This is a genomic window from Geodermatophilus sp. SYSU D00691 (assembly GCF_054050275.1).
The window spans coordinates 21,928-48,585 of sequence record NZ_JBJGYZ010000024.1; the positions used below are offsets into that span (position 1 = coordinate 21,928).

26 protein-coding genes are annotated in these 26,658 nt (G+C 76.0%); 14 read left to right on the plus strand and 12 right to left on the minus strand.

Translation table 11 applies throughout. From position 1 onward, the window contains the following. Window positions 1–2 precede the first annotated feature (2 nt). The 8 genes from ACI797_RS17360 (at window position 3) to ACI797_RS17395 (ending at window position 7,103) form a co-directional block, all read left to right on the plus strand. Window positions 3–419: a DUF1810 domain-containing protein gene (locus tag ACI797_RS17360; RefSeq protein ID WP_456540924.1), complete on the plus strand. Its 417-nt coding sequence runs from the start codon at window positions 3–5 to the stop codon at window positions 417–419. Between the two features lie 88 nt (window positions 420–507). Continuing rightward, window positions 508–1,140: a TetR family transcriptional regulator gene (locus ACI797_RS17365; protein WP_456859997.1), complete on the plus strand. Its 633-nt coding sequence runs from the start codon at window positions 508–510 to the stop codon at window positions 1,138–1,140. Further along, window positions 1,137–2,048: an ATP-binding cassette domain-containing protein gene (locus tag ACI797_RS17370; RefSeq protein ID WP_456859998.1), complete on the plus strand. Its 912-nt coding sequence runs from the start codon at window positions 1,137–1,139 to the stop codon at window positions 2,046–2,048. Before ACI797_RS17365 ends, ACI797_RS17370 begins: the two co-directional genes overlap by 4 nt. Further along, window positions 2,045–3,646 (plus strand): ABC transporter permease, encoded by a 1,602-nt coding sequence (locus ACI797_RS17375; RefSeq protein ID WP_456859999.1) that lies wholly within the window; start codon window positions 2,045–2,047, stop codon window positions 3,644–3,646. Before ACI797_RS17370 ends, ACI797_RS17375 begins: the two co-directional genes overlap by 4 nt. A 108-nt stretch (window positions 3,647–3,754) precedes the next feature. Continuing rightward, window positions 3,755–4,795 (plus strand): glutathione S-transferase family protein, encoded by a 1,041-nt coding sequence (locus ACI797_RS17380; RefSeq protein WP_456860000.1) that lies wholly within the window; start codon window positions 3,755–3,757, stop codon window positions 4,793–4,795. Between the two features lie 129 nt (window positions 4,796–4,924). Then, entirely contained in the window at window positions 4,925–5,212 is a 288-nt protein-coding gene (locus ACI797_RS17385) for a hypothetical protein (protein ID WP_456860001.1), read from the plus strand. Between the two features lie 68 nt (window positions 5,213–5,280). After that, on the plus strand, window positions 5,281–5,985 hold the full coding sequence (locus tag ACI797_RS17390; RefSeq protein ID WP_456860002.1) for a hypothetical protein: 705 nt from the start codon (window positions 5,281–5,283) through the stop codon (window positions 5,983–5,985). Continuing rightward, entirely contained in the window at window positions 5,982–7,103 is a 1,122-nt protein-coding gene (locus tag ACI797_RS17395) for a hypothetical protein (protein WP_456860003.1), read from the plus strand. Before ACI797_RS17390 ends, ACI797_RS17395 begins: the two co-directional genes overlap by 4 nt. Here ACI797_RS17395 and ACI797_RS17400 read toward each other — a convergent pair. Beyond that, complete coding sequence (locus ACI797_RS17400; RefSeq protein WP_456860004.1) at window positions 7,100–7,828, minus strand: alanyl-tRNA editing protein; 729 nt, start codon at window positions 7,826–7,828, stop codon at window positions 7,100–7,102. The genes ACI797_RS17395 and ACI797_RS17400 overlap by 4 nt on opposite strands. Before the next feature lie 94 nt (window positions 7,829–7,922). Between ACI797_RS17400 and ACI797_RS17405 the strand changes: the two genes are divergently transcribed. Further along, entirely contained in the window at window positions 7,923–8,546 is a 624-nt protein-coding gene (locus ACI797_RS17405; RefSeq protein WP_456860005.1) for a hypothetical protein, read from the plus strand. A gap of 92 nt (window positions 8,547–8,638) precedes the next feature. Continuing rightward, window positions 8,639–9,259, plus strand: coding sequence for a hypothetical protein (locus ACI797_RS17410; protein ID WP_456860006.1), 621 nt, complete (start codon window positions 8,639–8,641; stop codon window positions 9,257–9,259). Window positions 9,260–9,309: 50 nt separating this feature from the next. Here the strand turns inward: ACI797_RS17410 and ACI797_RS17415 are convergent, their stop codons facing one another. Genes ACI797_RS17415 through ACI797_RS17435 form a run of 5 tightly spaced genes read right to left on the minus strand, consistent with a single transcriptional unit; the run spans window position 9,310 to window position 14,999 of the window. Then, entirely contained in the window at window positions 9,310–10,380 is a 1,071-nt protein-coding gene (locus ACI797_RS17415; protein ID WP_456860007.1) for an acyl-CoA dehydrogenase family protein, read from the minus strand. After that, window positions 10,377–11,537: an acyl-CoA dehydrogenase family protein gene (locus tag ACI797_RS17420; protein WP_456860008.1), complete on the minus strand. Its 1,161-nt coding sequence runs from the start codon at window positions 11,535–11,537 to the stop codon at window positions 10,377–10,379. Before ACI797_RS17420 ends, ACI797_RS17415 begins: the two co-directional genes overlap by 4 nt. Before the next feature lie 42 nt (window positions 11,538–11,579). Beyond that, entirely contained in the window at window positions 11,580–11,885 is a 306-nt protein-coding gene (locus tag ACI797_RS17425; RefSeq protein ID WP_456540912.1) for a hypothetical protein, read from the minus strand. A 55-nt stretch (window positions 11,886–11,940) separates the two neighbouring features. After that, on the minus strand, window positions 11,941–14,205 hold the full coding sequence (locus tag ACI797_RS17430; RefSeq protein ID WP_456860009.1) for a SpoIIE family protein phosphatase: 2,265 nt from the start codon (window positions 14,203–14,205) through the stop codon (window positions 11,941–11,943). Next, complete coding sequence (locus tag ACI797_RS17435; RefSeq protein ID WP_456860010.1) at window positions 14,202–14,999, minus strand: alpha/beta fold hydrolase; 798 nt, start codon at window positions 14,997–14,999, stop codon at window positions 14,202–14,204. Before ACI797_RS17435 ends, ACI797_RS17430 begins: the two co-directional genes overlap by 4 nt. 247 nt (window positions 15,000–15,246) lie before the next feature. Between ACI797_RS17435 and ACI797_RS17440 the strand changes: the two genes are divergently transcribed. Next, on the plus strand, window positions 15,247–15,981 hold the full coding sequence (locus ACI797_RS17440; protein WP_456860011.1) for a hemerythrin domain-containing protein: 735 nt from the start codon (window positions 15,247–15,249) through the stop codon (window positions 15,979–15,981). Between the two features lie 313 nt (window positions 15,982–16,294). Here ACI797_RS17440 and ACI797_RS17445 read toward each other — a convergent pair whose 3' ends face one another. Then, window positions 16,295–16,585 carry a DUF6191 domain-containing protein gene (locus ACI797_RS17445; RefSeq protein WP_456860012.1) on the minus strand — a complete coding sequence of 97 codons (291 nt, stop codon included), beginning with the start codon at window positions 16,583–16,585 and terminating at the stop codon, window positions 16,295–16,297. Between the two features lie 141 nt (window positions 16,586–16,726). On the opposite strand from ACI797_RS17445, the gene ACI797_RS17450 reads away from it, so the two are divergent. Continuing rightward, window positions 16,727–19,051, plus strand: a complete 2,325-nt coding sequence (locus ACI797_RS17450; protein WP_456860013.1) for a HelD family protein — start codon at window positions 16,727–16,729, stop codon at window positions 19,049–19,051. Between the two features lie 54 nt (window positions 19,052–19,105). On the opposite strand, the gene ACI797_RS17455 is transcribed toward ACI797_RS17450, so the two are convergent. Next, a complete protein-coding gene (locus tag ACI797_RS17455) occupies window positions 19,106–19,801 on the minus strand; it encodes a hypothetical protein (protein WP_456860014.1) in 696 nt (231 codons plus the stop codon). A gap of 169 nt (window positions 19,802–19,970) precedes the next feature. Here ACI797_RS17455 and ACI797_RS17460 point away from each other — a divergent pair, with 169 nt between their 5' ends. Beyond that, window positions 19,971–22,010 (plus strand): sensor histidine kinase, encoded by a 2,040-nt coding sequence (locus ACI797_RS17460; protein WP_456860015.1) that lies wholly within the window; start codon window positions 19,971–19,973, stop codon window positions 22,008–22,010. A gap of 8 nt (window positions 22,011–22,018) precedes the next feature. Continuing rightward, on the plus strand, window positions 22,019–22,669 hold the full coding sequence (locus ACI797_RS17465; RefSeq protein WP_456860055.1) for a response regulator: 651 nt from the start codon (window positions 22,019–22,021) through the stop codon (window positions 22,667–22,669). On the opposite strand, the gene ACI797_RS17470 is transcribed toward ACI797_RS17465, so the two are convergent. The 4 genes from ACI797_RS17470 to ACI797_RS17485 form a co-directional block, all read right to left on the minus strand. Further along, window positions 22,666–22,914, minus strand: a complete 249-nt coding sequence (locus ACI797_RS17470) for a hypothetical protein (protein ID WP_456860016.1) — start codon at window positions 22,912–22,914, stop codon at window positions 22,666–22,668. The genes ACI797_RS17465 and ACI797_RS17470 overlap by 4 nt on opposite strands. A 170-nt stretch (window positions 22,915–23,084) precedes the next feature. Then, window positions 23,085–23,600, minus strand: a complete 516-nt coding sequence (locus ACI797_RS17475) for a hypothetical protein (RefSeq protein WP_456860017.1) — start codon at window positions 23,598–23,600, stop codon at window positions 23,085–23,087. Window positions 23,601–23,713: 113 nt separating this feature from the next. Continuing rightward, complete coding sequence (locus tag ACI797_RS17480; protein WP_456860018.1) at window positions 23,714–24,937, minus strand: cytochrome P450; 1,224 nt, start codon at window positions 24,935–24,937, stop codon at window positions 23,714–23,716. 43 nt (window positions 24,938–24,980) lie between these two features. After that, window positions 24,981–26,591, minus strand: coding sequence for an SIR2 family protein (locus tag ACI797_RS17485; protein WP_456860019.1), 1,611 nt, complete (start codon window positions 26,589–26,591; stop codon window positions 24,981–24,983). Between the last annotated feature and the right edge of the window lie 67 nt (window positions 26,592–26,658).

Consider the following 26,658-nt stretch of genomic DNA (forward strand, 5'->3'; position numbering starts at 1 on the left):
AGATGAGCGCAGATCTCTCCAGATTTCTCTCCGCCCAGGACGGCGGCGTGTACGAGCAGGCGCTGGCCGAGCTGCGCGCGGGGCGCAAGCACAGCCACTGGATGTGGTTCGTCTTCCCGCAGGTGGCCGGGCTCGGCCGCAGCCAGACGGCGCAGCACTACGCGATCGCCGACCTCGACGAGGCGCGCGCCTACCTCGCCGACCCGGTGCTCGGACCGCGGCTGGTCGAGTGCGCGCGGGCCCTGCTCGACCTGCCCGGCCGCGACGCCGTCGCCGTCCTCGGGCCGGTCGACGCGCAGAAGCTGCGCTCGTCGATGACCCTCTTCGCCGCCGCTGACGGCGACCCGGTGTTCGGCCAGGTGCTCGACGAGTACTTCGGCGGCGCGGCCGACGAGCTCACCCTGGGCCGCCTCCTCTGACACGACCGCTTTCGGCGCCGAAAGCGGTGAGCCGTCCGGAGGCGAAAGGCCCTGGTGCTTGACTGAACGCCTGTTTAGCGTGCTGCACGTGCGTTCAGTCGACGACGACCTGACCGGCCGGGCGAGGATCCGCGACGCGGCGATCCGCCGGTTCGCCGTCGACGGCTTCGGCACGTCGGTGCGGGCGATCGCCGCCGACGCCGGGGTCAGCCCGGGGCTGGTCATCCACCACTTCGGGTCCAAGGAGCAGCTGCGCACCGCCTGCGACGACCACGTCCTGCGGGTCATCGCCGACGCCAAGACCGGCGCCTTCACCCGGGGCGGCCCGGGCGACTGGCTGCAGCAGATGGCCGCGATCGAGGACTACGGCCCGCTGGTCGGCTACCTGGTGCAGACCCTGCTCTCCGGCGGCGAGCTGGCCGCCACCCTGCTGCAGCACATGACGGAGGACGCCGAGAAGTACCTCGCCGACGCGGTCGCGGCCGGCACCATGCGGCCGAGCCGCGACCCGGCCGCGCGCGCCGCCTGGCTGGTCGACGTCGGCATCGGCGCCGTCCTGGCGTTCGTGCGGCGGCACCCGCCGGTGGACGGCGACTACCGCGCGACCCTGCGCGCGTACGCCGAGGCCGCCGCCCTGCCCGCTCTCGAGATCTACACCGAGGGCCTGCTCACCGACAGCTCGCTGCTCGACACCTATCTGGAGTACCGGGAGAAGTCATGAACGCGGTCGAGATCACCGGCCTGACCAAGAGCTTCGGCGACGTCCGCGCCCTCGACGGGCTGGACCTCACCGTGGAGGCGGGCACGGTCGCCGGCTTCCTCGGTCCCAACGGCGCCGGCAAGTCGACGACGATCCGGGTGCTGCTCGGCCTGCTCCGGGCCGACGGCGGCACCGTCCGCCTCCTCGGCGGCGACCCGTGGACCGACGCCGTCGCCCTGCACCGCCGGCTGGCCTACGTGCCCGGCGACGTGACGCTGTGGCCGAACCTCACCGGCGGCGAGGTGATCGACCTCCTGCTGCGGCTGCGCGGCCCGGCCGACGGACGGCGCCGCGCCGAGCTGCTCGAGCGCTTCGAGCTCGACCCCACGAAGAAGGCCCGCACCTACTCCAAGGGCAACCGGCAGAAGGTCGCGCTGGTCGCCGCGCTCGCCTCGGACGTGGAGCTGCTCGTGCTCGACGAGCCGACCAGCGGCCTCGACCCGCTGATGGAGGCGGTGTTCACCGAGTGCGTCGGCGAGGCCCGGGCCGCGGGGCGGTCGGTGCTGCTGTCCAGCCACATCCTCGCCGAGGTGGAGAAGCTCTGCGACACCGTCACGATCATCCGCGGCGGGCGCACGGTCGAGAGCGGCACGCTGACCCAGCTGCGGCACCTGACGCGGAACACCGTCACCGCCGTGGTCCGGTCGGACCCGGCGCCGCTGGCCGCGCTGCCCGGGGTCCACGACTTCGCCGCCGACGGCGACCGGGTCACCTTCCTCGTGGACAACGACCACCTCGACACGGTCACCGGCGCGCTCGCCCGGCTCGGCCTGACCAGCCTGGTCTGCGCGCCGCCCTCGCTGGAGCAGCTGTTCCTCCAGCACTACGGCGACGAGCTCGCCGAGCTCGAGGCGGTGGGACGGCGATGACCGCCCCGGCCTACGCCGGCACCGGGACGGTGCTGCGGCTGGAGCTGCGCCGCGACCGCCGGCGGCTGCTGATCTGGGTGGTCGCCCTCGGCCTGCTCACCGTGTACTCCTCCGTCGCGCTCACCGCCGTGTACCCGACCGCGGCCGACCGGCAGGCGCGGGCCGCAGCGGTCGACACCCCCGCCGGCATCATGTTCAGCGGGCCGGCGTTCGGGGTCGACGAGTACACGCCCGGCGCGATGATCGCGAACGAGCTCGGGTTGTCGGTCATGGTGGCGCTCGGCGTCATGTCGATCCTGATGGTGGTCCGGCACACCCGCGCCGAGGAGGAGAGCGGCGCCACCGAGCTGCTGCTCTCGGGGGCGGTCGGCCGACGCACGCCGCTGACGACGGCCCTGGCCCTCATGACGGCCGCGAACGTCGCGATCGCCGTCGTGGTCGCCGCCGGGCTGCTGGCCACCGGCCTGGGCGCCACCGGCTCGCTCGCCCTCGCCGCCGGGTTCGCGCTGACCGGCATGGTCTTCGGCGCCGTGGCGGCCGTGAGCGCCCAGCTGTTCCAGACCGGGCGGGCGGCGTCGGGCGCGGCGCTGGGTGTGCTGCTGGCCGCCGTGATCGTGCGGGGGATCGGCGACATCCTGCAGACCGGCGGCAGTCCGCTGTCGTGGCTGTCCCCGATCGCCTGGGCTCAGCAAACCCGGGCGTTCGTCGACCTGCGGTGGTGGCCGCTGCTGCTGTCGGTCGGCCTGGTCGCCGTCCTCCTGGTCGTCGCCGCCCGGCTCACCGCACGGCGCGATGTCGGCGCCGGCGTCTTCGCACCGCGCCGCGGGCCCGCCGTCGCCGCTGCCTCGCTGTCGGGGCCGGGAGGGCTGCTCAGGCGCCTGCAGCGCGGGACGGTCGTGGGCTGGGCGGTCGGCCTGCTCGTCCTCGGGCTGTCCTTCGGCTCGCTGACCGAGCAGGTCACCGACATGCTCTCCGGCAACCCGCAGCTGGCCGAGGTGTTCGCCGCGACCGGCGCCGACCCGGCCGACTCCTTCTCCGCGATCGCCGCGCTGTACTACGGGTTGCTCGCCGGCGGCTTCGCGGTGGCCTCGGTGCTCCGGCTGCGCGGCGAGGAGACCGGCGGTCGCAGCGAGCTGCTGCTGTCGACCGCCCTCGACCGGCGCCGCTACGCCGGGGCCGCGCTCGCCGTCGCCGCCGGCGCCGCCGCGCTCCTGCTGCTCGTCGCCGGCCTGGGCAGCGGGCTGGCCGCCGCCGGGGTGACCGGGGATGCCGGGGAGGTGGGCCGGCAGCTCGCGGCCGCGCTGGTGCACCTGCCGGCAGTCCTCGTCCTGGTCGGCCTGGCCACCGCCCTGGTCGGCCTGGCGCCGCGGTGGGCGCCGCTGGCCTGGGCCGCGCTCGTGTGGGGCCTGCTGGCCGGCATGTTCGGGCAGCTGCTGTCGCTGCCGGACTGGGCGCTGCGGCTCTCCCCGTTCGGATGGGTGCCCCAGGTGCCGGCCGAGGAGCTCGACACCGTCCCCCTGCTCGGTCTGCTGGTCGTGGCGGCCGCGCTGGCCGCCGCCGGGATCGCCGGGTTCCGCCGCCGGGACGTGCCGGCGTGACCGACCCCCCGCCGGATCGCCGAGGCGTTCTCGGGTCCCTCCTGCACCGTTGAAAACGAAACCGTGCCGTCTGGGACATGAGGCCTCGCGCTGGGTAAGGGTGTGCGCGTGAGCGACGACAACACCGGTTCGGGCTACGTCAGCGGCGGCGGGGAGTACAAGCGGGACTCCAACTACCTGACCGACCGGATCACGGCCGACGGCTCGAGCGGGTGGCCGGTCGAGGCCGGCCGCTACCGGCTCGTCGTCGCGCGGGCCTGCCCGTGGGCGAACCGGGCGGTGATCGTCCGCCGGCTGCTGGGCCTGGAGAAGGTCCTCTCGATGGGCATGTGCGGCCCCACCCACGACGAGCGCAGCTGGACCTTCGACCTCGACCCCGGCGGGCGCGACCCCGTGCTCGGCTACGAGCGGCTGCAGGAGGCGTTCCTCGCCCGCGACCCGCACTACGACCGCGGCATCACCGTGCCGGCCCTGGTCGACGTCCCCACCAAGGCCGTCGTCACCAACGACTTCGCGCAGATCACCCTCGACCTGTCCACCGAGTGGACGGCGTTCCACCGCGAGGGCGCGCCCGAGCTCTACCCGGAGCCGCTGCGCGACGAGATGGACGAGGTGATGCAGCGGATCTACACCGAGGTCAACAACGGCGTGTACCGCTGCGGCTTCGCCGGTTCGCAGCGGGCCTACGACAAGGCCCACGACCGGCTGTTCACCGCGCTGGACTGGCTGGAGGAGCGGCTCGCCGGGCAGCGGTTCCTGATGGGCGGCTCGATCACCGAGGCCGACGTCCGGCTGTTCACGACGCTGGCCCGCTTCGATGCCGTCTACCACGGCCACTTCAAGTGCAACCGGCAGAAGCTGACCGAGTTCCCGGCGTTGTGGGCCTACGCCCGCGACCTGTTCCAGACCCCCGGCTTCGGCGACACGATCGACTTCCCGCAGATCAAGGAGCACTACTACGTCGTCCACGCCGACATCAACCCGACGCAGGTGATCCCGAAGGGCCCGGACACGGCGAACTGGCTGACCCCGCACGGGCGCGAGGAGCTCGGCGGCCGGCCGTTCGGCGACGGGACCCCGCCCGGGCCGCCGCCCGAGGAGGAGACGGTCCCCGCCGACCACGGCCCCGGCGGCATCGCCCACCGCTGACGCCTTCGGGTGGTCCGAGCGCCCGCCGTCCGCACGATCGGGTGACCTCAGCTCCCGCGCCGCTCACCCACGGTCACACTCCCCGGTCACACGCCCGTCGCGCGGGCACCGGGAGAAGCGAGAACGACCATGGGTGAGAAGGGCAATTCCCTGATCGGGAACGACGCGCGCCTGCCGGGCGCACCAAAGGTCGGCGAACCGGTCTGGGCCAAGGACGGCGCCCCGCCGGCCGGCGCCCCGAAGGACGGCGACCACGCCTTCGGGCCGCCGAAGGACGACGGGGCGGCTCCCGCCGCACCGGCGGCCGCCGGGCACCCCGTCCCGCCGCCGGCGGCGCCCGGGCACTCCTTCCCGCCGGTGGTGGGCGGTGCCGTCCGCACCGAGCATCGGCCGGACGACTCCCCCAGCCCGCGGTGAGCCGGCCCGTCGGGCCCGCCGTGCCGCGGCCCACCGTGTCCGACAGCGCCCCTCCCGCGAAGACGGGCGTGCCGGTGGAGCGGGACCTGCGCACCGGCAAGCCGCTCCTCGGCGACCCCGGTGGACGGGCGGACAAGGGCCGCTCGGCGCGCTCTCCCAAGCAGACCGTCGCACTGGTCACGGCCGGGGTGCTCGTCGTCGCCGGTGCGTTGGCCGCGGTCCTGCTGACGCGCGACGGCGCGACGCCGGCTCCGGCCGGGGTGGCTGCGTCCTCGACGTCGGCCGCGGCGACCGACCCGGAGCCGACGCCGGAACCGACCCCACCCCCGCCCGTGGACCCCGGGCCGCGAACCGTGCCGATGACCCTCACCACCGTGGCCATCACGGCGCCGCCCGGGTTCGCCCCCGATCCGACGTTCGGCACCGTCGGCGAGGTGCGGCAGCGCACGTGGACGCTGACCGGGCCGTGCGACGGCACCGGGCCCTGCACCGTGGAGCACTGCGCCGCTCCGGGCCAGTGCGTGCTGCCGCTCGTCGGCACGCCCACCGGCACCGGGTACGCGGCCACGCTGACCGGACCGGTCAACTGGTCCACCGCCGACTGCGTCGGCGGTGAGATCACCAGCACCGTGACCTTCACGGTCAGCGGCGATCCCCTGGCGCCGGTGATCGCCGGGGAGTGGGTGGAGGACTCGGCGGTCCCGGTGCTCCCCGGTCTCAGCGGCGCGCAGTGCGGCATCTACCTCGGGCGCTACACCTTCGCCTCGGCGTGACCGTCGACCTGACCACGAGGCTGCGCGCCGACGCGCGCCCGGTCTGCGGCGTCGAGCACGAGTACGAGGTGCGCGACGCGGCCGGCCGGGTCCTCGACTTCCGCGACCTCGTCGACGCCCTCCCGCTCGGGCGCCGGATGGACCCGGGCGATCCCCACGCCGCGCGCGGGCCGTGGGGCGGGGTGGTCACCGCCGATGGCGCGGAGGCCGAGGTGGTCACCCCACCGGTCGCTGTCGGGCCGGGTGCGCCGGCGGAGGTCGCGGCGTGGGCGCACCGCGGTCGGGAGTTCCTCACGGCCGCGCTGCCGGCCGGGACGGCGCTGACCGGTTACTCCACGCACGTCAGCGTCGCCGTCCCCGACGCGATGGTCCGGAGCACGGCCCGGCTGGTCGTCGAGCGGTTCGCCCCCGCCCTGATGCTGCTCCTCGACCGGGCCTCCTCGCCCGGCCTGCTGGTGCGTCCGCGTCCCGGCCGGCTCGAGATCTGCGGCGAGCACCTCGAGGGCCGCGGCCTGCGGCACGTCGTCGCCGTCGTGGTGGCGGTCGCCGGGCTGTGCGCGTCGACGCCGGTCCGCGACCTCCCGCCCCGCCTGCGGGTCCGCACCGAGGCATCGCGCCAGCGGTACGGCACCTACGTCGACCGGACGGCGTTCGGCTCCGACCTCTACGCCGCAGGCCGGGGCGCTCCGCTGCGGACCCGACGCGGTCCCACCACCGCCGGCGCCCACCTGGCGGCGGTGGTCGAGCTCCTGGCGCCCCGGTTGGCCGCGCTGCTCGCCGCCGATGACCTCGCCGACCTGCGCGCCGTCGCCGCCGGCCGGCTGCCGCTGCCGCTGGAGGACCCCGCCCCGGCGGCGTCCGACGCCGATGCTGTGGGGCTGCACCCGCTGGACCTCGGTGGGCACCGGGCGGGCGACGTCCGCACCGAGGTGGTGTCGGCGACGTGGTGGGCCTACGTCATCCGCGTCGAGGGCCCGTGCGGGATCCGATGGCTGACCCTGCCGCGCGAGTGGGCCACCGACTTCTTCGCACGGCTGCACGCGGGCCGGCTCGACGACGTCCTCACCGCCCTGGTCGGGCCCGAGGTGGGCGCAGCGGTCCGGACGGCCCCTGTCTAGACGACGCGGACGCGGAGGCGGCGGAAGCCGCGGCCCTTGTTCTCCATCTTCACGACCTCGACGCGGCCGACCATCGCGGTCGACGCCACGTGCGTGCCGCCGTCGGCCTGGGTGTCGAGCCCGACGATGTCGACGATCCGCACCACCTCGATGTCCGGGGGCAGCAGGTTGGTCGCCGTCCGGATGATGTCGGGGATCGCGAACGCCTCCTCGCGCGGCAGCGTCCTCACCTCGATCGGCCGGTCGGCGGTGATCTCGGCGTTGACCGCCTCGGCGACCCGGTCCTTGAAGTCGGGCGGCACCTCGGCGAGGTCGAAGTCCATGCGCGCGGTCAGCGGCTCCATGTTCCCGCCGGTCACCAGCGCACCGAAGTCGCGGAAGACGACGCCGGTGAGCACGTGCAGACCCGAGTGCGTGCGCATCAGCGCGGTCCGCCGCTCGTCGTCGAGCGCGCCGTGGACCGCCGTCCCCGGCGGCGGCACCGGATCGCCCTCGACCGGCACCAGGTAGAGCTCATCGCCCTTGCGGGTGCCGGCGATCCGGGTGCGCACGCCGCCCCACAGCAGCACGCCCTCGTCCGGCGGCTGGCCCCCGCCGCCGGGGTAGAAGGCCGACCGGTCGAGCACGATCCCCCGCTCGGGGTCGACGGCGAGCACGGTGGCGTCCCACTCGCGGACGGTCGCGTCGTCGAGGTCGAGGCGGTGGGTGTGGGTCGCTCCGGCCATGGGGAGCATGTTGCCCGCCGCTGCCCCCTCCGAGGACAGTGACTCCCGCGGCGGTGCCGCAGGGGCGTCGCCGCTTCGGGAGAGGAGCCGCGGCATGTACGCCCGTTCCACCACGCTCCAGGGCGATCCGCAGACCGTGGACGACGCGATCGCCTTCGTCCGCACGGAGGCGCTGCCGGCGCTGTCGGGGATGAGCGGCTGCGTCGGCGTCTCGATGCTCTGCGACCGGGAGGCGGGGCGCTGCGTCGTCACCTCCGCCTGGGCCGACGAGACCGCGCTGCACGCCACCGAGCAGGACGTCGCCGACCTGCGCCGGCGCGCCGCCGAGCTCGTCGGTGACCCCGCCCCGGTCACCGAGGAGTGGGAGATCGCCGCCATGCACCGGGTGCGCGAGACCGGCGAGGGCGCCTGCGCACGGGTGATCTGGTGCCGGGCCCAGACCGGCGCCCTCGAGCGGATCCTCGAGGCGTGGCGGACGACGATCCCGCCCCAGCTGGAGCAGATGGAGGGGTTCTGCGGGGTGAGCGTGTTCGTCGACCGCGCCTCGGGCCGGGCGGTGGCGACGGTGAGCTACGTGAGCCGGGCGGCGATGGACGCCTCGGCCGAGCGGGGACTGGCGCTGCGCGACCGGTTCGCCGCCAGCCACGGCTTCGACATTGACGACGTCGCGGAGTTCGAGCTCGTCCTGGCCCACCTGCGCCTGCCCGAGCTGGTGTAGCGGACCGTTGCCCCCCGCCCGGCAGGGCGAGGACAGTGACCCGTGCGGCGACGCCGCCCGGGCGTCGCCGACGCTGCGGAAGGAGTGGTGGCATGTACGCCCGTTCCACCACCGTGCGAGGCGACCCGTCACGCCTCGACGAGGGGATCGCCTACGTACGCGACGAAGTGATGCCCATGGTGATGGGCCTGGACGGCTGCGTCGGCCTGTCGATGCTCTGCGACCGCGACACCGGCCGCTGCATCGCCACGACGGCGTGGGAGACCGAGGAGGCGATGCGGGCCAGCGCCGAGGCGGTCAAGGCCAGCCGGGCCCGGGCGGTGGAGCTGCTCGGGGACCCGAAGCCCGAGGTCAACGAGTGGGAGATCGCGCTCATGCACCGGGTGCACGAGGCCGGCGAGGGCGCGTGCTCGCGCGTGATCTGGGGCCGCGGCGACCCGGCGGACATGCAGAGCACCATGGAGACGTTCCGCATGATGATCCCGCGGATGGAGGAGCTGCCCGGCTTCTGCAGCGTCAGCGTCATGGTCGACCGCATGACCGGCCGCTCCGCGACCGCGGCCACCTACGAGAGCCGGGACGCGATGATGCGCGCCGCCGACGCCGGCCGTGGCCTGCGGGAGGAGTTCACGCGCGCCACCGGCGGCGAGATCACCGAGGTGGCGGAGTTCGAACTGGTGCTGGCCCACCTGAGGGTGCCCGAACTGGTGTAGCCCGGCGTGCTGGTGCTCTGCCCACCGTGGTGGGCAGAGCACCAGCATCCTCAGACCACCCTGGTCAGCGCCGGCCAGAGCCCCTCGGCGCCGCCGGCCAGCAGCCCACCGCCGAGCACCCGCGACCAGTGCAGCTCGCCGCCGGCCTCGTCGCGCCACGACCACAGCCGCCGGGTCAGATGGTGCAGCTTGTGCTCCTGGGTGAAGCCGATCGCGCCGTGCACCTGGTGGGCCAGCCGGGCGACCACCTCCACCGCGGCGCCCGCGCGCACCTTGGCCGCCGCGGCCGGCAGCAGCACGTCCTCGCCCCGGCCGAGCGCCTGGACCGCCGCGTCGACCAGCGCGGCGACCGCGGTGACCTCGCCGGCCATCTCGGCGAGCTCCACCTGGATCGCCTGGAACCTGCCCAGCGGCCGGCCGAACTGGTGCCGCTCCCCGGCGTACTGCACCGTCCAGTCCAGCACCTGCTGCAGCGCGGCGGAGAGCTGCACCGCCCGCGCCAGGGCGAACCGGGCCCGCAGCCCCTCGGCCTGGGCCGGGGTGAGGACCGCGCCGGTGGCGGGCACGCCGTCGAGCACGAACGACCCGCGCGGCTCCCCCGCCAGGTTGGCCGCGGCCGTCGCCTCGAGCCCCGTCGCGTCGACCAGGGCGAGCAGCGCGCCGTCGAGGCCGGCCGGGGGTCGCGCCAGGAGGGCGACCCGCCCGGCCACGCCGGCCCACGGCACGTCGGTCGCCGTCCCGGTGAGGAGGAACCGCCCCGGGCCGTCGCCGTCGTCGGAGGCCGTCGTCGTCACCGCGTCCGCGACGGCGAAGGTCAGCGGCCGGTCGAGGTCGGTGTGCTCGACCGACGCGGCCACCAGCGCCGGGCCGGCGACGAGCAGCTGCTCGGCCGCCGGCACCGCGGCCGCGCCGACGGCCAGGGTGGCGACGACGGCGACGGCGTCGGCCAGCTCGCCGCCGGAGCCCCCGGCCTTCTCGGGGATGCCGACAGCGGTCAGGCCGGCGTCGGTGAGCGCGGCCCACAGCCCCTCGTCCCACGGCCGGTCGGGGGTGAGCACGAACGGCTCGTGCCCGGCGAGGATGTCGCGGACGGTCTCGACCACCAGGTCCTGATCGCTCACCGGAGCCCCAGTCCACGCGCCACGATCCCCTTGAGGATCTCGTTCGTCCCGCCGCGCAGCGTGTAGCCCGGGGCGTGCAGCTGCGCCTCGGCCAGCGCCCGCGCCATCGGGTCCGGCGACCCCAGCGACGGCGTCACCTCCACCACCCGGCGCACCTCGTCGATCACGTCGGCCTCGAACGTCGTCCCGACGTCCTTGACCAGCGCCGCGGGGATGTTCGGCAGCTCCCCGCGGTCGAGCGCCGCGGCGATCCGCAGCGACATCTGGCGCAGCGCCAGCAGCCGCGCCGACAGCCGGCCCAGCGTCGCCACCCCGGCCGGGTCGCCCGAGTCGGCGACCCGGCGGGCGAACTCGGCGATCAGCGGGTAGGTCGACAGGAACCGCTCCGGCCCCGACCGCTCGAACGCCAGCTCCGCGGTCACCTGGTGCCAGCCGTTGCCCTCCTCGCCGAGCAGCATGTCGGCGGGGACGACGACGTCGTCGAACACCACCTCGTTGAAGTGGTGGCCGCCGTCGAGGATCCGGATCGGGTTGACCGTGATCCCGGGCAGCGTCAGGTCGACCAGCAGCTGCGAGAGACCCGCGTGCCGGTTCGCCGGGTCGGCCGGCGAGGAGCGCACGAGCACGATCGCGTAGTGCGAGTGGTGGGCGTTCGACGTCCACACCTTGGCGCCGGTGACCACCCAGTCGCCGTCGCCGTTGCGGGTGGCGCGGGTGCGGATCGACGCGAGGTCCGAGCCCGAGTCCGGCTCGGACATCCCGATGACGAAGAAGCACTCCCCCGCCGCGATCCGCGGCAGCAGCTGCTCCCGCTGCGCCTCGGTGCCGTAGCGCAGCAGGTTGGGCCCGGACTGCCGGTCGGCGATCCAGTGCGCGGCGACCGGCGCCCCGACGGCGAGCAGCTCCTCGGTGACGGCGTAGCGCTCCATCGCCGTCCGCTCGTGCCCGCCGTACCGCTTCGGCCAGGTCATGCCCAGCCAGCCGCGCTCGCCGAGCTTCCTCGAGAAGGCGGGGTCCACCCCGGACAGCCAGGTGTCGACGTGCGTGGTGAACGACCCGGCGGCGAGCTCGGCGGCCAGGAACTCGCGCACCTCCTCGCGCACCCGCTCCGCCGCCTCCGACCGCGGCGCCGGTGCCAGCGTCAAGGACGAGCTCATGCCCGCACCCTGCCAGAGGGCCGGGGCGGCGGCCGCGCGAGGTCAGCGGTCCCGGTCGTCGTCCGCCGACGGCCCGCGGGTGAGCTGCCGCAGCTCGCTGACGACGTCGCTGGCCGCGGCGGTGAGGGAGAACAGCGCGCCGGAGACCAGCCGGCGCACACCGGCGGCGTCCAGCCCGAGCACCGACCCGAGACCGGCCGCGACGTCGACGCCGGGCAGGCCGCCGCCCAGCGGCGAGCGGGCGGGCTGCTCGGCCAGGTCCGGCGACCAGCGCATGGCGTCGCCGGAGACGGCGTAGTCCCCCGTCGCGCCGTCGAGGGCCTGAGCTATCGCGTCGTCGCGTTCCATGGCGCCTCCCCCGGAGCCGTGCTGCCCCCACGATCCTCGCCCGGCGGCCCCTTTCTCAACCGGGTAGGCGGGTCAGCGCCAGCAGCGCGATGTCGTCGGCGCGGAACGGGCCGGTCAGCTCGGCCAGCAGCCGGTCGCAGACCTCGTCCGGATCGGGGTCGCCGGTGCGCGCGGCCGCCTCGAGCAGCCGGGCCAGGCCGTCGTCGAGGTCCGCGTCCCGGCTCTCCACCAGCCCGTCGGTGTAGAGCACCAGGGTCGCCCCCGGTGGCAGGACGCCGGCCCACTCCACGGCCGGCGCCGGCGCCGGCGGCGCGCCCAGCATCCGGGTGGGCTGCACCGGCAGCAGCTCGGCGTGCCCCCCGGTGATGAGCAGCGGCGCCAGGTGCCCGGCCGAGGCGATCCGCAGCTGGCCGGTGACGGGGTCCAGCGTCCCGAACAGCGCCGTCGCCATCCGCTGCAGCCCGAGCAGCGACCAGCTGGCCTGCAGCCGGTCGATGACCGCGCTCGGCGACGGCCGGTCGGCCAGCAGCGCCCGGTAGACGCTGTGCAGCTGGCCCATGGTGGCCGCCGCGGTGATGTCGTGGCCGACGACGTCGCCGACCGCCAGCGCCACCACGTGGCCGGGCAGGACGACGACGTCGTAGAAGTCGCCGCCGATGTCGACGCCCCGCGTCGCGGGCAGGTAGCGCACCGCCAGCTCCAGCCCCTCGACCGCCGGCGGGGGCGGCGGCAGGAGGTTCGCCTGCAGCGTGTGCGACGTGCGGACGTCGAGCTCGTAGCGCTGCGCCCGGTCGACGACCAGCGCCACCTGCAGCGCCAGCTGCTCGGCCACCTCGACGTCGGCCGCGGTGAAGCCCGGCCGGCCGCGGTCGTTGCCCAGGGTGAGGGCACCGAGCGCGCGCCCCTCCGCGACGAGCGGGACGCTGATCAGGCTGCGCACCTGGAGCCGGCGGACCACGGCGAGGTGCTGGTCGTCGGTGATCCGGGCCAGCCCCTCGTCGGTGAGCTCGGGGATCCACTCGGTGCGCAGCCGGCGCATCGCCTCGGTGCTCGGGTGCGGCCGCTCCCGGTGCGGCACGTGCCGCGTGCGCAGCTCCTCGACCAGCGGCTGGCGCCCCGGGTCGCCGTGCCGCGCCGCCACCCGCGTGACGCCGGCGTCGGTCGCCAGGTCGATCAGGCACAGGTCGGCCAGCCGCTCGACGGCCAGCCCGGCCAGGCGGTCGACCACGTCGGTGACGTCGGCCGCGCCGGCCAGCAGCCGCGCCGCCTCCAGCAGGAACGCCGAGCGCTCGGCCGCCCGGGTGGCCTGCTCGTGCAGCCGCGCCCGCTCGAGCGCCTGCCCGGCCTGCCGGCCGAGGGTCCGCAGCAGGTCGACGTCGGGCGCGGGCAGCGGGCGGTGCACCCCGGTCACCGGCTCCTCGAGGCTGATCAGGCCGTCGCCGCCGCTGCCCAGCCCCAGCAGCAGCACACCGAGCCGCCGGCCGTGCGCCGACACCGGGACGACGACCAGGTCGGTCAGCCCGGCGGCCGCCATCTCCTCGGCGACGACCGGCTGGAGCTCCTGCAGCCGGGCGTCGACCGGCACCGCGCGCACCCCGCCGGCGAGCTCGAGCGCCAGCCGGCCGCGCGCGGCCTCCCGGAGCTGCTCCAGCAGCGACGCCGTCAGGCCGTCGGCCCGCACCAGGCGCAGCGGCGGCTCCTCCACCGAGTCCGGCGCGGGGTCCTCGAGCAGCAGCAGCGCCGCCCCGGGGGCGTGCAGGGCGCGCCGGCCGTGCTCGACGATCACGCCGGCCACGTCGGCGACCGTGGTGGCGGCGGCCAGGTCCGAGACGACCGCCTGCAGGGTCCGCGAGCGGGCCTCCGAGTCCTCCGCGGCCCGCTGGGCGCCCAGCAGCTCCCGCTCGTACCGCCGTCGGGCCGTGGCGTCGAACAGCGTCGCGCGCACCAGCAGCGGGGCCCCGGCGTCGTCGCGGACCTCGACGGCGTTGAGCAGGCACGGCAGCGCCGACCCGTCGACCCGGACGACGTCGAGCGCGATCTCCCGCACCGCGCCCTGCAGGCGCAGCAGCGGCGCCAGGTGGGTCTCGTGGAACACCTGCCCGCCGATGGTCAGCAGGTCCTGGAACCGGCTGCCGAGCACGTCGCGGGCCGGCCGGCCGGTCCACGCGCAGAAGGTGTGGTTGACCTTGACGACCGTGCCGTCGGGCAGCGTGGACAGGTAGCCGCACGGCGCGTTCTCGTAGAGGTCGGCCGGGTCCTCCTCGAGCAGCCGCGAGAGCTCGAGCCGCGGGTCGCGGCCGCCGACGTCCACCCCGGTCACGGTCCCAGGAACGCCTTCATCGCGGCCACCGTCTCCTCCGGCGCCGACAGGTGCGGGCAGTGGCCGGTCGCCGCCAGCCGGGTGAGCGTGCTGCCCGGGATGCGCCGGTGCACGTACTCGCCGACCGCGTCGCAGGCGATGACGTCGTCGCTGCACTGCAGCACCAGGGTGGGGACGGCGACCCCGGGCAGGTCGTCGCGGTTGTCGGAGAGGAACGTGACCCGGGCGAACTGCCGGGCGATGTCCGGGTCGGTCCGGCAGAAGCTGTTGGTCAGCTCCTCGGTCAGCTCGGGGCGGTCGGGGTTGCCCATGATCACCGGCGCCATCTGCGCCGACCAGCCGAGGTGGTTGCTGTCCAGCGCGTCGAGCAGGTCGGCGATCCCCTCGCGGCTGAACCCGCCCACGTACCCCTCGGCGTCCACGTAGCGCGGGTTGGGGCCGATCATCACCATCGCCCCGAACAGCCCGGGCGCCTGCTGCAGGGCCAGGACGCCGATCATGGCGCTGACCGAGTGCCCGACGAAGACGACGTCGGCGAGGCCGAGCTCGCGGCAGATCTCGACGACGTCGTCGGCGTAGCCGCGCAGCGAGGCGTACTTGCCGAAGTCGTAGGCGGCCAGGTCGGAGCCGCCCGAGCCGACGTGGTCGAACAGGACGACGCGGTGGTCCCGCTCGAACTCCGGCGCCACGAACCGCCACATCTCCTGGTCGCAGCCGAAGCCGTGCGCGAACAGCACGGGCCGGCCACCCGGGAGGCCGCGCTCGCGCACCCGGTTGCGCGTCACGACGTCCATCGCCTCATCGTGGTTGGGTCCGGGGAAGCCGACAAGCGCAAGCGGCACAGGAACGTCCGCCCTGCGGCGGACCCCCGCTCACCCCTGCGGCGGACCCGGTCGCCGTCCGCCTGCGCCACGCGGATGATTTCCGGCGTCCCGGCCCGGAACGGGACAGAAATCCCTGTCGGCCGGGACACCGGGCTCCCTACTCTGCTGCCCGATCCGAGTCGGAGACGACCAGAACTCGACGCGAACGAGGTGTCCCATGACCGCCACCGCGGTCCTCCCCCGCTCCTCCCGCCCGCCGGCGACCCCGGCGCCGGGGTCCGCCCCGACGTCCTGCCGCGCCGTCGCCCACCAGCGCGTGGTGCACCAGCTGGTGCGCCGCGAGCTGCGCACGCTGGCCGAGCTGGCCACCTGGGCGCCCGCCGGCGAGCCGGCCCGCACCGCCGCGCTGACCGGGCACGCCGACCTCGTCGGGCGGGTGCTGCTGCACCACCACCGGGTGGAGCGCGAGCTGCTCTGGCCCGCCCTGCAGCGGGCGCTCGGGGACGACGCCGCCCTCGCCGCGGCGGTCGCCGAGTGGACCACCAGCTGCGGACGGATCGACCACGCGGTGCGCGACCTCTCCACCGCGGCCCGGCAGTGGGCGGTCGCCGAGACCTGCTCGGCCCGCGACGGCTTCGCCATGGCCTGCCTGGACCTGGCGAACGCGGTCGACGCGCAGACCGCCCGCGAGGAGCAGGTGCTGCACCCGCTGCTCGAGGGGAGCCTGGACGCCTCGGCGTGGGCCGGCATCGCCCGCTCGGTCCGCTCCGACCTCACGCCCCGCGAGCAGACCCTCGTCCTCGGCCTGGCGCTCGAGGACGCCTGCGCCGCGGACCGCGCCCGGCTGCTCTCCGGCCTGCCCGCTCCCCGCCGGTGGGCGTGGCGGCTCGTCGGCCACGGGCGCTACCGCGCCGCCGTCGTCAAGCTGCGCGGTGCTCCCCCCGCGGTCTAGGACGCAGTCCTCTCGAGGCCCCGCTGCAGCGCCCCACCCCGCGCGTGCGAGGCGTGGGGCCCTGCAGCGGGGTCCTTCTAGTAGCGGGAGGTGCCGCAGTCCGTGCAGCGCTTGCGCGGCGCCCGCGTCTCGCTCCGGCAGTTCGGGCAGGTCCAGGTGCCGGCCTGCCGCTCCTCGGTCGTGGTGCTCATCTCGTCCCCCTCGGTGGCGGTCGAGGACGACGGTAGGAAGCGGAGGTGACGGCTCCGTGACCTCGAGGTTGCGCTTCGGTTTGCGCGGGTCAACGTGCATGTGATCGCTCACATGCCGCGTGTCACAGGTAGGCGGCGCCGCCGTCGAGGTCGATCCGGGCCGGCGGCGCGCCGTCCTCGACGTCGTCCCGGCGCAGCTCCCGGACGCGCTGCTGCTCGAGGTCGACCGCGCGACCGGGGGCGAGCGCGGCCGAGAAGACGTCCATGCCCCCGGCGGACAGCGCCGAGCGGCGGCGGCGCGACAGCGGTCCGCGGCGGCCGACCCGTGCGGCCACCTGCTCGAGCACGGCGACGGCGACCAGCAGGAGCACCAGCCCCGGCAGGGTCAGCGCGACGAGCAGCCCGACGCCCACGAGACCCGACGATAGCGCGACATGCCGCCCGGGTCGGGTGACAACCGGCGGGGGACCTGCGCACAATGGTCAATTGCTGCGCGGCGCGCGAAATGCGCAATTCGCGGTGAATTGCGCACATTCTAACGGAGAGAGCAGGAATTGTCGAGGACTCGATCCGACGCCGTCCCCCCGGCCGGTGCCGACCGGGAGCTGACCGCCGAGCAGGACGCGGTCACGGCGCGCTACCAGCGGCTCGACGAGGCCCGAGAGCTGGCGGTGCGCCGGCTCCGCGAGGCGCTCGCCACCCGGCCGACGACCCCGCAGTCGGTCGGTGAGCGGGAGGCCACGGCCAATTTCCAGACCGCCCGGATGGCGGCGATCGACGCGGCGGAGAGCGGCCTGGTCTTCGGCCGGTTGGACCTGCGCGAGGAGGCGACCGGGGCGCGCTACGTCGGCCGGATCGGTCTCCCGTCCGACGACGGCGACGAGCCGCTGCTCGTCGACTGGCGCGCCCCGGCCGCCCAGCCGTTCTACGTCGCCACCGCCCTCAACGACCTCGGCGTCGCCCGCCGCCGGCACATCCGCACCCGCGGCCGCCGCGTCGTCGGCGTGAGCGACGAGGTGCTCGACCCCGACGACCCGGCGGCGGCGACCTCCTCGGGGCTGACCGGCGAGTCGGCGCTGCTGGCCGCGCTCACCGCGCAGCGCACCGGCCGGATGACCGACATCGTCCGCACCATCCAGGCCGAGCAGGACCGGATCATCCGGGCCGACGCCAAGGGCGTGCTCGTCGTCCAGGGCGGGCCGGGCACCGGCAAGACGGCGGTCGCCCTGCACCGCGCCGCCTACCTGCTCTACACCCACCGCGAGCGGCTGGCCCGCAGCGGCCTGCTCATCGTCGGCCCGTCGACGACGTTCCTCCGCTACATCGCCGACGTGCTGCCCTCGCTCGGCGAGACCGGCGTGCTGCTGCGCGACCTCGCCTCGCTGCGGCCCGGGCTGACCGCGACGGGGTCGGAGCCGCCGGAGGTCGCGGAGGTCAAGGGCCGGCTGGCGATGGCCGACGTCGTCCGGGCCGCGGTCCGCGACCGGCAGGAGCTGCCGACCGGCACCGAGACCGTCGTCGTGGACCGGACCAAGGTGGAGTTCCGGCCGGCCGACGCCAAGGCCGCGCGCACCCGCGGACGCGCGGGCCGGCGGCTGCACAACGAGGGCCGGTCGGTGTTCGCCCGCGAGGTGGTCGACATCCTGGCCCGCCGGTACGCCGAGCAGCTCGGGGCCGACCCGCTCGGCGGCGGCACCCTGTTCAGCCGGCACGACCTCGACGACCTGCGCGCCGAGGTGGCCGCGGAGCCGTCGGTGCGGGAGCTGATCGACCGGCTGTGGCCGCGGCTGACCCCCGAGCGGCTGCTCGCCGAGCTGTACGCCTCACCGCGGCGGATCCGGGCCGCCACCCGCGGCTGGTCCGACGCCGAGCGGGCGCTGCTGCACCGCCCGGCGGGCGCGGCGTGGACCCCGGCCGACGTCCCGCTGCTCGAGGAGGCCGACGAGCTGCTCGGCGTCGACCCGGCCCGGCAGGCCCGCGCCGACCGGCAGCGGGAGATGCTGGTGCGGCAGGCCCAGGAGACCCTGGACATCCTGCTCGGCTCGCAGTCGACCGACGTCGACGTCGACGAGGAGGCGGAGTTCCTCTCGGCCGGTGACGTGCTCGACGCCGAGCTGCTCGCCGAGCGGCAGGCCGTCGTCGACACCCGCACCGCCGCCGAGCGGGCCGCCGACGACCGCACCTGGACCTTCGGCCACGTCGTCGTCGACGAGGCGCAGGAGCTCTCGGCCATGGCGTGGCGAACCGTGCTGCGGCGGGTGCCGACCCGCTCGATGACCGTCGTCGGCGACGTCGCGCAGACCGGCTCGGCGGCGGGGGCGACCTCGTGGGAGGACACGCTGCGGCCGCACCTCGGCGACGGGTGGCGGATCGAGCAGCTCACCGTCAACTACCGGACGCCGGCGGAGATCATGGCCGTGGCCGCCGGCGTGCTGGCCGCGAGCGGGGCCGGCACCGAGCCGCCGCGCTCGGTGCGGGCCACCGGGGAGCACCCGACGGCGGAGCGGGTCGAGGAGGCCGAGCTGCCCGCGCGGGCCGCGGCGGCGGCGGCCCGGCTGGCGGCGGAGGGCGGCACGCTCGCCGTGCTCGTCCCGCCGAGCCGGCTGGACGCGGTGGCCGAGGCGGTGGCCGCGCGGCTGCCCGGGACGTCGGCCGACGCGCACGCCGACCTCACCGCCGGCCCCGTCGTCCTGGCGCCGGAGGCGGCGAAGGGGCTGGAGTTCGACGCGGTGCTCGTCGTCGACCCGGCGGGGATCGTGGCCGAGGGGGTGCGCGGGCTCAGCGACCTGTACGTCTCGCTCACCCGCGCGACCCGCGCGCTGGCCGTCGTCCACCCCGGGGAGCTGCCGCCCTACCTCTCGGCCCTGGCGCACGCGTGAGCGGAGGCCCGGAGCGCAGGGTTCCTGCGCTCCGGGCCTCCGCCCGGGCGGGGATCAGGCGCGGTCCCAGGCCTCGTCCCGCATCCGCAGGACGATGACGCCGCACCAGGCCAGCGAGATCGCGACCAGCGCGGTGCTCAGGGTGGGCAGCCACGCGTCGTTGGCGAAGAAGAAGAAGACCAGCCAGCCGACCAGGCCGAGGACCAGCGGGAACACCGGGATGGCCCTGGCCCGCCACGCGGCGAACACGGCCAGGTTGGTGCCGATCAGCAGGCCGAAGACCGCCGGCAGGTTGAACAGCGCACCCTGCCCGTAGCCACCGGCCGCCTCGTAGACCTGCAGCGCCTGGTCGGCGGGGAGCGTGGTGGCCAGCGCGACGTCGTAGAAGTCGACGGCCACGATGCCCGACAACCCCGCCCCGAGGCCGGCGAACAGCATCGCGGCGATGGCGGTCCTGCTCGCGCGGCGGCGGGCCAGGTGCACGAGGGTCAGCGCCGCGGGCAGCAGCAGCAGGTAGCCGTAGTGCAGCACGACGGCGGCCCACAGCGTGAGCTGCGTGTGCTCGGCGCCGACCTGCAGGTACTCGGCGTCGGTGTTGTTCTCGAAGGGGATCATCGCCAGGCTGAGGCAGACGAGCGTGCCGGAGGCGATGAGCGAGAGCCCACCGCCGATCCGGCGGAAGCGGCTGCCGGGCGTGACCTCGGTGCTCGGCGCGGCCGCGACGGCGGTCGGCTCGGTGGACGCGGTCATCGGGGTGTCCTTCCGGGGTTCGGGGGTCGTGCGGAACGGCTAGAAGCTCTCCCGCCCGGCGTCCCCGCCCCCAGGGCCCGCCGTCCCGGAGTCCCGGGCAGCGGTGTCCCCGACACGATCCGGTGCTTTCTGCACCGAAAGCCCCGGTGCGGCAGGCAGGATGTCGCGCGTGCCGGAGCCGGGGTCCACCGCGAGCCGGGTGCCCCGCTGGGTGCCCGGGCTGCTCGCGCTGGTCGGCGTCGCCGGCACCGCGGTGGCGATCGGGCTGGCCGTGCTCGGCGACGGCATCCCCGTCGACCCCGCCGACGCCATCCTGGGCCTGCTCTACCCGCCGGTGGCCGCCCTGGTCCTGCGCCGGGCGCCCGGCAACACGGTCGGTTGGCTGCTCATGACGACGGCGATCACCGGCCCGTACCTGCTCTCGGCGGACTACGCGGTCGGCACGGCGCTCGAGCACGGTGCGGACGGGCCGCTCGGCGGCTTCGCCGCGTGGCTCACCGCCTGGGGGTTCGCCCCCTACTACGCGATCATCGCGCTGGTCCCGCTGTACTTCCCGACCGGTCGGCTGCCCTCGCCCCGCTGGCGGCCGGTCGCGCGGGTGCTCGTCACGCTGGTCGCGATCGCCACGGTGGGGGCGATGCTGCGGCAGTCGTCGGACTTCTCCGAGGACCTCGCCAACCCGCTGTCGGTCACCACGACGCTGGTGCCCGAGTACGCGTTGCGCATCGGCGCCATGAGCGCCTTCCTGCTCGGGGCGCCGCTCGGCGTGGCCGCCCTGGTCGTCCGCATGCGCCGCTCGACCGGCACGGAGCGCACCCAGCTGCAGTGGCTCGTCCTCGGCACGTCGGCGCTGCTCGTGTGCGTCCTCGGCACGTTCGTGCTCACCGCCCCCCGCGCGGTGGAGATCGCGCTGTTCGCGGCCGGCTTCGCCGCCGTCCCGGTCGCCATCGCGATCGCCGTGCTGCGGCACGGCCTGTTCGACGTCGGCCTGGTCGCCAGCCGGGCCGTCGTCTTCACGGTGCTCTCGACGCTGCTCGTGCTGGCCTACGCCGCCGTCGTCGCCGCCGCCGGGGAGCTGTCCACCGGCGAGCGGAGGATCGCGGTCGCCGTCGTCGCGCTGAGCGCGCTGGCCGCCGCCGCGCTCTGGGAGCGGGCGCAGCGCGCCGTCGAGCGGCTGCTCTACGGCGAACGGCGCGACCCGCTCGCCGTCGCCGACCGGGTCGGGACGTCGCTGGACCTGGCCGGCGGACCCGCCGAGGCGCTGCAGTCGCTGGCCGACGAGGTCCGCCGGGCGCTGCGGCTGCCGCGCGTGGCCATCGTCCCTGCGGACCCCCGGCTGCCCGCCGCGGCCGCCGACGGGCCGGGCCGCGACGACGGCGACGTCACCGACCTGCCGCTCAACGCCCTCGGCACCGACGTCGGCCTGCTGCGGGTCACGCACCGCTACCCCGGCGAGCGGTGGCGGCGCACCGAGCGGGCCGCGTTCGCCGACGTCGCCCGCCGGGCGGCCATCCTGGTGTGGGCGGCCGGGCTGGTCGCCGACCTCACCGTCAGCCGCGAGCGGATCGTCGCCGGCCGCGAGGAGGAGCGCCGCCGGCTGCGCCACGACCTGCACGACGGCGTCGGTCCCGAGCTGGCCGGCATGGCCCTGCAGCTGGAGCGGCTGGCCGGCAAGCTCGCCGGCGACGAGCAGCTATCCGGGCCGGCCGGGCGGCTGCGCGACCAGATGCGGCGCACCGTGGCCGCCGTCCGCCGGGTGGTCGACGACCTGCGGCCACCCGCGCTCGACGAGCTGGGCCTGGTGGGCGCGCTGCGGGAGCACGTCGCGGCCTACCGCATGCCCGTTCCCGCCGGCGGCGCCCCCGCCGAGGCCGAGCCCGACCGGGTCACCGTCGTCGCCGGCGAGCTGCCCGAGCTGCGCGCGGCGGTCGAGGTGGCCGCCTACCGGATCGCCACCGAGGCGGTCGCCAACGCCGTCCGGCACGCCGAGGCGACGGCCTGCCGGGTCACCCTGGCCGCCGAGGACGGCGACCTGCTCGTCGAGGTCGCCGACGACGGCCGGGGCGTCCCCGACGACGCCGTCCCCGGTGTCGGAACCACCAGCATGCGCGAGCGCGCCGCCGAGCTCGGCGGCACGCTCGAGGTCGTCACCGCACCGGGCGCGGGCACCACGGTCCGCGCCCGGCTCCCCCTGGAGGCCCCCCGCTGAACAGCACCATCAGGGTCGTCGTCGTCGACGACCACCCCGTCTACCGCGACGGCGTCGCCGACGCCCTCGGCGACGAGGCCGACATCGAGGTCGTGGGCCGGGCCGCCGACGGCGAGGCCGCGGTCGCCGCCGTCGACGAGCACCGCCCGGACGTCGTCCTCATGGACCTGCGCATGCCCGGCACCGGCGGGCTGCCGGCGACCGCCCGCATCGCCGCCACCCACGCCGGCACCTCGGTGGTCGTGCTGACCATGAGCGACGACGACGACTCGGTGTTCGCCGCGCTGCGGGCCGGCGCCCGCGGCTACCTGCTCAAGGAGTCGGAGGGCGCCGACATCGCCCGGGCGGTGCGGGCCGCCGCGCGCTCGGAGGCGGTGTTCGGGCCGCGGATCGCCGACCGGGTGCTGGCCTTCTTCGCCTCGTCGCGGGCGCGGTCGAGCGCGGTGCCGTTCCCCGAGCTCACCGACCGCGAGCGCGAGGTGCTCGACCTCGTGGCGCACGGGCTGCCCAACGTCGCGATCGCGCAGCGGCTGTTCCTGTCGGAGAAGACGGTGCGCAACCGGGTGTCCGACGTCCTGACCAAGCTGCACGCGGCCAGCCGCGCCGAGGCGGTGGCGCTGGCCCGCGACGCGGGGCTCGGGCCGGCGCCGGCGTCCTAGAGGCCGATCGGCACGTTGCGCGGCTCGGCGTCGTCCCGGGCGGCCTTCTCGGCGGCGCGGGCGAGCTGGGCGACGACCGTGAGCAGCACGGCGTAGTAGCCGATGCCGCCGCCGAGGACGGCCAGCAGCAGGAAGCCGCTCGCGTCCCACGACCAGTAGTAGCCGCAGACGACGGCGACGACGATCCCGAGAGCCGCACCGACGGCCAGTCGGGCCTTGACGGCGGGGCGGGACAGGCCGGACATGGTGGTCAACTCCTCGGACGGGACGGTTCGCGACGCCGTCGAGGCTGCCCGGCGGCGCTTGCGCCCCGCTGGGGAACGGCTTGACCCGCCTCCCTCTCGCCGAGATCGCGTGATCTCGGCGAGTCAGAGCGCCTGAGGTGCCGAGATCACGGGATCTCGGCCTGCGCAGGTCAGAACCGGCCGCCGCCGCGTCGCGAGGAGCCACCGAACGAGCCGCCGCCGGATCGGCGGCTCCCGCCCCCACCGGAAGAGCTCCCCGAGGGGTCGGACAACCCGCGGTAGTGGTACGGGGCGGCCCCGCCCCCCGTGAGGCTCAGCCGGCCGCCGAGGAGGAAACCGCAGGCCACCAGGGCGACGCCGCCGGCGGCGAAGAGCCACGCGAACGTCGCACCCTCGACCACCGGGAGCAGCGCGATCGCGACGAGCATGCCGACCAGGCCGGGCACGAGCAGCCAGCCGGTGAGCCGCGCCCGCCACGGACGGTGGGGCAGGGCCCGGGCCGGGTCGTCCGGCGGGCGAGCCGCGCGCTCCCCGTTCCCGGCGGCCAGCAGCACCAGGCCGGTGGCGAGGACCACGGCACCGGCGGTCCCGTCGCCGTCCGGTCCCGCGGACCACAGCAGGACGACCGCGACCCCGATCAGGGCGAGCCCGGTCAGCGCGATCCCCCGCGCGACGGTCCGGGACACGGGCCACCTCCTCGTCGATCCGGTGCGGGGCAACGGTGCCACCGCGGGCCCGCCGCCAGGAAGGGGCACGCGCGTCAGCCGCGGCCGCTCTCGGCCCCGGCCCGGGCCCCCGGTCAGTCCGTGCCGTGCACCTGCAGGACGACGCCGCTGGCCGGCTTCGCCGGGATCCGGCGCAGCGAGATCGACAGGTCCTGCCGGGGGACGTCGAAGCGCAGCTGCGCCAGCCGCACGGCCAGCGCCGACAGCAGCGCCACGGTGATCTGCTCTCCGGGGCAGCGGTGGCCTGACCGCGGGTCGCCGGCACCCTGCGGCACCAGCTCGAACGCGCCGATGTCGCGACCGAGGAACCGCTCGGGCCGGAAGGCGTACGGGTCGCCCCACACCTCGGGGTCGTGGTTCTGCCCGTACAGGTCCAGCAGCACCACGGCGTTGGCCGGGATCCGCTGACCGTCCCACTCGACCGCGTGCGGGGCGCGGCCGCCGATGAACGGCGCGAACGGGTAGAACCGGCGCACCTCGTGCGCGAACGCCTCGGCGAACGCCGGGTCGCCGGAGGCCAGCCGCTCCCGGTTCCCCGGCCAGCGGACCAGGGCGTGCGCGGAGAAGGCGACGAACCACGAGACGGCCACCGTCGGCCGGATCACGTTGAGCAGCTCGACCGCGGCGATCCGGGGCTCCAGCAGCTCCCCGTCGGCGTCGCGGTGGTGCGCCACGACGTCGACCGCCGAGCCGACCGGGACCTCCGTCGTCCGCTGCGCCCGGTGGTCCTCGACCAGCTGCGCCAGCCACCGCTCGCGCCGGCCGCGCGCCCGGCGGGCGCGCCAGTGCCGCGGCCCGCCGGTGGCGAAGCCGTCGACCAGGGCCTGCAGGTCCCGGGCCACGGCGGGCACCTCGTCGTCGTCCAGCGGGACGCCGGCCCAGCGGCACACCGCCCCGGTGAGCACCTTCGCCGACTCCTCGAACAGCACGATCGACCGGCGCTGCGCCCACGCGCGCACCGCGTCGTCCCAGGCGGCGGTGGTGCGCTGCACGAGCGGGCCGGTGCCGTCGCCCAGCAGCAGGGCCACGAACATCGCCTTGCGCACCCGGTGCTCGTAGCCGTCGAGGGTGTGCACCGCCCCCTTGCCGAACAGCGTCGCCTGGACCGGCTCGGGGATCGCGTGCGCGCGGCGCACGTGGTCCTCGTCGTAGAAGAAGCGGGCGGCGTCCGGACCCTCCAGGCCGACCGCGCGCAGCCCGGCCAGCCGGGTGCGCACCGTCCGCCGGGCACGGGCCCGCCGCTGGTCGGGCAGCCACCCGTAGCCCCTGGTCAGCAGCTTCGCACCGTCGAACGCCATGGCCCGGCCCTTCCCTGGGGACCGGGGCGGCAACCGTGGGCCGTCAGCCGGGACGCTGCTCCTGCCTGCGGTCGTCGTGCGGCCGGGTGGCCTCGTCGGCCGGGGCGGTGTCGCCGTGCGCGGCCGAGCTGCCGCCGCCCAGCCGCCGCAGCAGCGCCGCCACCTCCTCGCCGGCCCAGGACCGGTCGCCGCCGTCCGGCAAGTGCTCGGCCACCGCCCGCAGCGACTCCGCCAGCGCCGTCTCCTCCTCGCTGAGCAGCCCCCGGTAGGCCGGGTCGAGCAGGTAGCCGGTCGGCGGGGTGGACAGGCAGCAGATCAGGTCGAGCAGCACCTCGAGCCGCCGCGCCGCCTCGGCCGCCGGCGTCCCGGTCGAGGACATGGCCACGGTGTCGACGTCGCGCTCCCAGAGCCGGGCCCGCGCCCGGTCCTCGCGCAACGCCAGCACGGTGCCGCTGCGCCGCCGGCTGCGGACGCCGTCGACGTCCAGCGCGCTGCGCACCTGGTGGGCGATGCGGATCAGGTCGTCGTCGAGCATCGAGGTGCCCACGAACAGCACGTGCCGGGTGAGCAGCAGCGCGTGCAGCACGCCGGCCAGCGCCGCCCGCGCGTCGCCGAGCTGCAGGTACTCCTCGCGGGTCAGGACGACGCTCTGCGGGTGGGCGGCGTCGCCGTGCAGCTTGAGCAGCCACGGCGAGCCGGGCACCGCCTCGTCGTAGGGCAGCACGGTGAGCGTGCGGCCGATGCCCTGCGCGGCCAGCTCGACCAGCGGGTCGTAGTTGGTGGTGACGAACTCCTGCACCGGCAGGTCGGCGATCAGCGCGTGCGCCAGCGCGTAGCAGCCCGGCCCGAACCGCTCCTTGACGAACGCCTCCAGCGCGTCGCGGCCGAGCTCGCGCGCCAGCAGCGCGGCGGCGTCCTGGGGCGGCAGCCGGCCGATCCCCGCGCGCAGCTCCTCGTCCAGCCCCGACCGCTCGGCGAGCTCGCCGAGCAGCTGCTCCCACGTGGGCAGCCCGGCCGCGGCGCTGACCCCGGCCCCCACGAACACCGCCAGCCGGCCGAGCCGGGCGTCCTCGCCCAGCCGCTCGGCGAGCGACCGCAGCCCGTCGGGCAGGTCCCAGCCGTCGGGCTCGCCGCGGCGCACCCGCTGGGCCGCCGCCAGGTCGCTCGGCCCCTTGAGCACCAGCGCGACGTCGAAGCCGTGCTCCCGCGCCGCCTCCCGCAGCACCGGCAGCAGCTCGCGCAGCAGCGTGCCGCGCTCGCCGGCGGCGCCGCCCCAGCCGGTGCCCAACGCGGGCAGCCCCACCAGCCGGCGCGCCCGCCCGTGCACCGGCTCGCCCACCTCGCGCCGGGCCACCGCGGCGAGGGCCTCGCGGGCGCCGTCGAGCAGCCAGGGCAGACCCCGCCCGCCGTCGTCGACGGTGTCGACCAGCCAGACCCGGCGCGCGCCGCCGGCGGGCACCTCGAGCACCCGCTCCTCCCCCGACCAGGACAGCCCGAGGCAGGCGCCGTCGCGGCCCTCCGCGGTGACCAGGTGGTCGGGCAGCAGCTCGCGGAAGCCGGGTGCCACCCGCAGCCGGCGGTCGGTGGGGACGAGCACGTCGTCGCAGGCGAGCCGGGTCAGGTCCGCCCCGACGACGAAGACGTGGCCGTGCACGCCCCTGCCCTACCCGCCGCGGGCGAATCGGAACGGGACCGGACGGCCGCTCAAGTCCGGTGCAGGC

Excerpts from the sequence above, each read along its gene's own strand:
- ACI797_RS17400 (WP_456860004.1), bottom strand. The coding sequence starts at position 7,828 with ATGGCCGGAGCGACCCACACCCACCGCCTCGACCTCGACGACGCGACC.
- ACI797_RS17420 (WP_456860008.1), bottom strand. The coding sequence starts at position 11,537 with ATGAGCTCGTCCTTGACGCTGGCACCGGCGCCGCGGTCGGAGGCGGCG.
- ACI797_RS17405 (WP_456860005.1), top strand. The coding sequence starts at position 7,923 with ATGTACGCCCGTTCCACCACGCTCCAGGGCGATCCGCAGACCGTGGAC.
- ACI797_RS17440 (WP_456860011.1), top strand. The coding sequence starts at position 15,247 with ATGACCGCCACCGCGGTCCTCCCCCGCTCCTCCCGCCCGCCGGCGACC.
- ACI797_RS17455 (WP_456860014.1), bottom strand. The coding sequence starts at position 19,801 with ATGACCGCGTCCACCGAGCCGACCGCCGTCGCGGCCGCGCCGAGCACC.
- ACI797_RS17470 (WP_456860016.1), bottom strand. The coding sequence starts at position 22,914 with ATGTCCGGCCTGTCCCGCCCCGCCGTCAAGGCCCGACTGGCCGTCGGT.
- ACI797_RS17370 (WP_456859998.1), top strand. The coding sequence starts at position 1,137 with ATGAACGCGGTCGAGATCACCGGCCTGACCAAGAGCTTCGGCGACGTC.
- ACI797_RS17480 (WP_456860018.1), bottom strand. The coding sequence starts at position 24,937 with ATGGCGTTCGACGGTGCGAAGCTGCTGACCAGGGGCTACGGGTGGCTG.
- ACI797_RS17425 (WP_456540912.1), bottom strand. The coding sequence starts at position 11,885 with ATGGAACGCGACGACGCGATAGCTCAGGCCCTCGACGGCGCGACGGGG.
- ACI797_RS17435 (WP_456860010.1), bottom strand. The coding sequence starts at position 14,999 with ATGGACGTCGTGACGCGCAACCGGGTGCGCGAGCGCGGCCTCCCGGGT.
- ACI797_RS17360 (WP_456540924.1), top strand. The coding sequence starts at position 3 with ATGAGCGCAGATCTCTCCAGATTTCTCTCCGCCCAGGACGGCGGCGTG.
- ACI797_RS17375 (WP_456859999.1), top strand. The coding sequence starts at position 2,045 with ATGACCGCCCCGGCCTACGCCGGCACCGGGACGGTGCTGCGGCTGGAG.
- ACI797_RS17410 (WP_456860006.1), top strand. The coding sequence starts at position 8,639 with ATGTACGCCCGTTCCACCACCGTGCGAGGCGACCCGTCACGCCTCGAC.
- ACI797_RS17385 (WP_456860001.1), top strand. The coding sequence starts at position 4,925 with ATGGGTGAGAAGGGCAATTCCCTGATCGGGAACGACGCGCGCCTGCCG.